Origin of the sequence: Sulfobacillus harzensis (genome assembly GCF_012933365.1) — a bacterium.
In the GTDB taxonomy this organism is placed as follows: domain Bacteria; phylum Bacillota; class Sulfobacillia; order Sulfobacillales; family Sulfobacillaceae; genus Sulfobacillus_B; species Sulfobacillus_B harzensis.
Genome location: NZ_JABBVZ010000169.1, coordinates 1 through 4,748 on the forward strand (window position 1 = coordinate 1; position 4,748 = coordinate 4,748).

6 protein-coding genes are annotated in these 4,748 nt (G+C 50.3%); 3 read left to right on the forward strand and 3 right to left on the reverse strand.

The genetic code is table 11. The features are described 5' to 3' along the window. Positions 1 to 260: 260 nt before the first annotated feature. The 3 genes from HIJ39_RS24765 to HIJ39_RS25325 all read right to left on the reverse strand — a co-directional run bounded on the left by HIJ39_RS24765 (position 261) and on the right by HIJ39_RS25325 (position 1,617). Entirely contained in the window at positions 261 to 656 is a 396-nt protein-coding gene (locus HIJ39_RS24765; RefSeq protein WP_207711843.1) for an SDR family oxidoreductase, read from the reverse strand. Further along, positions 653 to 1,009 carry an SDR family NAD(P)-dependent oxidoreductase gene (locus tag HIJ39_RS24770; protein ID WP_207711844.1) on the reverse strand — a complete coding sequence of 119 codons (357 nt, stop codon included), beginning with the start codon at positions 1,007 to 1,009 and terminating at the stop codon, positions 653 to 655. The genes HIJ39_RS24765 and HIJ39_RS24770 overlap by 4 nt, the downstream gene beginning before the upstream one ends. 317 nt (positions 1,010 to 1,326) lie before the next feature. Beyond that, complete coding sequence (locus HIJ39_RS25325; RefSeq protein WP_169103089.1) at positions 1,327 to 1,617, reverse strand: polysaccharide deacetylase family protein; 291 nt, start codon at positions 1,615 to 1,617, stop codon at positions 1,327 to 1,329. A 207-nt stretch (positions 1,618 to 1,824) separates the two neighbouring features. Here HIJ39_RS25325 and HIJ39_RS21505 point away from each other — a divergent pair, with 207 nt between their 5' ends. From HIJ39_RS21505 to HIJ39_RS21515, 3 genes are all read left to right on the forward strand, one after another. After that, the gene (locus HIJ39_RS21505) at positions 1,825 to 3,144 is read left to right on the forward strand and encodes an ABC transporter substrate-binding protein (protein WP_169103090.1); all 1,320 of its coding nucleotides are present in this window, start codon (positions 1,825 to 1,827) and stop codon (positions 3,142 to 3,144) included. Between the two features lie 80 nt (positions 3,145 to 3,224). Further along, positions 3,225 to 4,115 carry a carbohydrate ABC transporter permease gene (locus HIJ39_RS21510; RefSeq protein ID WP_243239895.1) on the forward strand — a complete coding sequence of 297 codons (891 nt, stop codon included), beginning with the start codon at positions 3,225 to 3,227 and terminating at the stop codon, positions 4,113 to 4,115. After that, positions 4,116 to 4,688 carry a carbohydrate ABC transporter permease gene (locus HIJ39_RS21515; RefSeq protein WP_169103091.1) on the forward strand — a complete coding sequence of 191 codons (573 nt, stop codon included), beginning with the start codon at positions 4,116 to 4,118 and terminating at the stop codon, positions 4,686 to 4,688. It begins immediately after the preceding gene. Positions 4,689 to 4,748: the final 60 nt, after the last annotated feature.

Below are 4,748 nucleotides of genomic sequence, written 5' to 3' on the forward strand. Positions count from 1 at the left end.
CTATAGGATTGCGCCAAATCACGAGAAATTCTGTGAAAAATACAGAAAGCAAAATCTACGAAGCCTGGGACAACCTCCGCATCCCGAGTATGTCCTCTAAAACTTTGGGGTATCCGGATTTCTTGATTGATCGACCGAGTTCTCGGTTAAACCCTCATCGGGACAGTTTGTGTTGATCCATCTCTCAGGGACATCGCAAAGGGGATTGGTCAAAAGCAGGGGCGATTACTACTATACTCCCCGATATTTAAGCACCGGAATTAACCTTGCGCCCCTACGCCTCCATCAACAATCATGATGTGGCCGGTCATGTAGGCAGCCTCGTCAGAACACATCCACACAATGGGGTCTGCAATGTTGTTGACACTGCCCACGCGACCTAGGGGGATCAAGGGTTCAACGGCCTTGACGTCACTACCCGTCTTTTGCATGACCCCTTGGAGCATTGGTGTCTCGATAAGCCCGGGGCAAATCGCATTAATCCGGATTTTTTGGCGAGCATACTCGAGGGCGGCCGTCTTTGTGAGGCTGATGACCGCCGCTTTCGATGCAGCATAGGCGGCCGCGTTGGGAGTGCCACCCAACCCGTTAATAGACGAGACGTTGACGATCACTCCGGAGCCCTGGTTGGTCATTTGCTGTAATTCGTATTTCATGCTGACTTGAAGTTAATCGCCACGTTCATATCGAAGTCGTCCTCGGAGACATCTGCGAGGGAACCCGATCCTGCGGGAATACCAGCCGCATTGCAGGCGAAGTCAAGACTCCCATAATGATCCACAGCCTGGTTGATCATGTTTCGCACTTGGGATGCGCTAGCAATGTCCGCCGTGATCACCAGCGATTCGCCACCGTTGGCGGCGATTTGTCGCTGCGTATCACGTAATGGTTCGAGCCTTCTTCCGACCAAGACCACTCGTGCGCCGCGGGCCCCGAATTGTAACGCCGTGGCGCGACCAATTCCGCTTCCAGCCCCGGTGACCAACGCTACTTTACCCTGAAAGTTCATACGTCGTTCCTCCCAACGGTCTTCGGGAATCGTCAACGAAGCTCAGCCGTCGGCACCTCATCCCATGAAATTTTGATTGTAACTGCATTTTGAGTCAACGACACGCGACGACTGGCACCGCATATTTTATCACCGCATCCGAACTATGTTCATCGCCGAGCACGGTCGGGACCGGGACAACTTTTTCATGCTAAATATCTGACCTGCCGACCAAAAATCGCTGTCCTCGAATTTATGACATCCCAAACGACCATTATCCGATCAATCACGGAATCCGGATTTGCCTCCACGCGACCAAGGCCCGGGACAGATAGCGATCAATCAAGAAATCCGAATACCCAAACTTTGTTAGTGCGATCCAATTGATCATGAATGTCTCCCGCTTGCAGGGTGGTTAAATCCAGGTGGTCCCAAGAGTGGTTTCCGATTTTGTGGCCCTCCTTGGCTATTGCTCGTAGAGTTTTGGGGTACCGAGAAGCGCACGAGCCTACGCAAAAGAAGGTTGCTGGCACCCCGTACCGACTTAGCACGTTAAGAATTGCCGGGGTGGTGCTGTCGTCCGGACCATCATCAAATGTGAGGACAAGATAACCCCCAGCTGGTTCCATAAAAGGTCACCTCTTAGTAATTAGTTAGTGCCGTATTTATAAGGAATCCGATCCGAACATGGTAACGAAAACTAGTAAACCGGAAGAGAGGTAACTAAATCAAGTATTTTGTGATGCGATTTGAAAAGATCTAATATATTCTTGCAATCCCTTCCCGCTGGAAATAGAATAATAAAAACACCATACGAATTAATGGGAGGTTTAGCGATGAACGTGGGCAATGGCTTAATGCTCATGGCGGGCACGGCCTTATTTGCGGGGATTTTAGCAGGGTGCGGAGCGCAACCGTCCACGAGTGCTGGGGCCGCAAGCGGCGGCATGACGCTCTGGAACGTCGACAGCGGAACCGCGGAACAGGTCGACAACGAAACCATATCGGCGTGGAACAAGGCTCATCCTAACGACACCATTCAGGCCAGCTACATTGAGTCAAATCCTTATCTAGAAAAGTTACAAATTGCGATGGGCTCCAGCAACAGGCCCGACATTTGGACAAACGACATTTGGACAAATTGGGGCGGAGGAAGACTAAAAACATACATCAATGCAGGAGACGTATTAAACTTAACGCCGTATTTAAAGGCTGATCCCAGCTGGGGCAACAAATTTTTACCGTCCATAATGAAGTCGGTGACGTTTGAGGGAAAAATCTACGGCGTGCCTCACGGCAATATTCAGCCCGTTAACTTCTTCTACAACAAGGCGCTATTTAAGCAATATCATGTGTCGCCACCGGCAACATGGAATCAGTTACTGCAAGATATTCGGATATTCAAATCCCACGGGGTCATCCCCATCGCTCTCGGCGGTGCCGACAATTGGCCCGACCTCATGTACTTTGAATATTTGGTGGATCGCATTGGCGGACCGACCGTCTATAAGAGTATTTCCGCTGGCACGCCCAATTCCTGGTCCAATCCGGTAGTAACCCAGGCCCTTGATAGGATGAAGCAATTGGTAAACATGGGGGCTTTTGAAAATGGATTTAGCTCCGTGGGGTCAAACAATGGTGAAGATGCGGCTCTGCTCTACACAGGCAAAGCGGCCATGTGGCTCATGGGTGCTTGGGGTTATGGATCGATAGAAGGCAGCGACAGCAGTTTTCTTCCTAAACTTGGTTGGTTTCCGTTCCCGAGTGTGCCGGGCGGCAAAGGCAACCCTGCTGATGTTGCAGGAAACCCGGCCAACTTCTTTTCGATTTCTGCTAAGTCTCCACACAAGACGGCAGCGATTGAGTATCTAAAGCAATACAACTTGAACAGCACCAACATTAAGAATTTGATCAATATAGGATATGTGCCTCCGGTCAAAGGCATCGGTTCAGAACTGGCGCACGCGAAAAACGGCGCATACGAGCAGTTTTATTACAACCTGGCCGTGAAAGCGCCCTACTTTCAACAATCGTGGGATACAGCACTCCCAACAGTGGAAGGCAACGAGCTGGATACAGATCTCGGAAAATTCATGGTGGGTCAGATGTCGGTACAACAATTTGAGGCGGATATGAACGCGCACCTTCAGAAATAACTGTCCTAGCGGGGAGGCGATTGTCGATTGTCTTCCCGCATTCGTAATGAGGTTATCGACCGCGGATGGAGGTGGGGCTTTTGGGTGCCCGTATGAACTGGCAACGGTGGGTGCTCACGTTACCTGGGTTATTGTTTTTTGTTATTTTCGCATTGGCCCCGATGGTAGTTGCTGTGTATTATTCGGGTCTCAATTGGAACGGCATAGGCACGTCTCAGTGGGTAGGGATTCAAAATTGGATACACGCTTTGAGCAATGGTGCCGTATTCCATGCCCTACGGCTTACGGCCGAACTTATGGTGTTGAGCTGGTTCTTCCAAAATCCCCTAAGCTTGGCGCTGGGCGTCTTTATGGCGGGTCGGCAAAAGTATCGGGCCGTGTATAGTGTCATATACTTCGTGCCCCTGCTCTTTTCGTCTGTGGCCATCGGCGTAACATGGTCGTACATCCTCAACCCCAATTTTGGTCTCCTAGATGCCTTGCTGAAGATAGTAGGGCTAGGAAATGGCCAACAAAATTGGCTAGGCAATCCACACTGGGCTTTGCTGGTTGTCGCTGGGGTCATTGCTTGGCAGTTTATCCCGTTCAACTCTCTTTTGTACCATGGCGGTGCCAAGCAAATCCCGGATTCGCTGTACGAGGCTGCTCGTCTCGATGGCGCATCGCCGTGGCAGTCCTTTCTTCACGTGACGATTCCGCAATTGAAGAACACGATGGTAACCACCACAATCTTAAACCTCACGGGAACCCTGACCTATTTCGATTTGATTTATGTCCTTACCAGTGGCGGGCCGGGAGATTCGACGAACGTCCTCGCAATGGAGATGTATAAACAAGCCTTTTACTATCAAAACATTGGAATGGGTAGTGTGATCGCGGTGGTGATGGCCGTAGCGGGCCTAGTTTTATCGATTCTTACGGTTAAATTTACCGGATTTAGCCGGATGGACAGTCAAATGGAGGGGATGTGAGTGGTTAGGGCCACAACTTCAACTGAGATAGGGATCAACAAGACACGCGAACTTCGCCGGGGAGCCCTGGCAGGGCGGACGGTGGCCTTGATTTTGAGTACCGTCTGGTTGATCGTGGCGGCTTATCCAATTCTCTACATTTTAATGACCAGTTTTCGGTCCCAGAACGGCTATCTTACGGGTCAACCGTGGCTGCCACCAACGCATCCCACGACCTCCAACTTTTCCGCAGTGGTTCAGGCCGGATTTTTGCATGCGTTCCTCAATAGTGCCATCGTGTCTGTCATTACGGTAATTTTGATGATAGCTTTTGCCCTTTTTTTGTCCTATGTCATCGTTCGAACTCGCGCCCGGGTGGTTAAGACCATTTTTAACGTATTTCTGGTTGGCTTGGCTGTGCCGATTCAAGCTGCCATTATTCCAGTCTATATCCTCATCGTTCGCATTGGCCTCTATGACACCTTAATGGGAATGGTGCTGCCCATGGTGGCGTTTGGACTACCATTGACGGTATTGATTTTCACGAACTTCGTGAGAGACATCCCCAACGAGCTATATGAGGGTTTTTCATAACTGGACAAATCACGGCTGTGGATAAGTGCTCCCCCTTGATGATGCCCTTTCCAACGTTCT

Coding starts and splice junctions, on each gene's coding strand:
- HIJ39_RS24765 (WP_207711843.1), bottom strand. CDS start 656: ATGAAATACGAATTACAGCAAATGACCAACCAGGGCTCCGGAGTGATC.
- HIJ39_RS24770 (WP_207711844.1), bottom strand. CDS start 1,009: ATGAACTTTCAGGGTAAAGTAGCGTTGGTCACCGGGGCTGGAAGCGGA.
- HIJ39_RS25325 (WP_169103089.1), bottom strand. CDS start 1,617: ATGGAACCAGCTGGGGGTTATCTTGTCCTCACATTTGATGATGGTCCG.
- HIJ39_RS21505 (WP_169103090.1), top strand. CDS start 1,825: ATGAACGTGGGCAATGGCTTAATGCTCATGGCGGGCACGGCCTTATTT.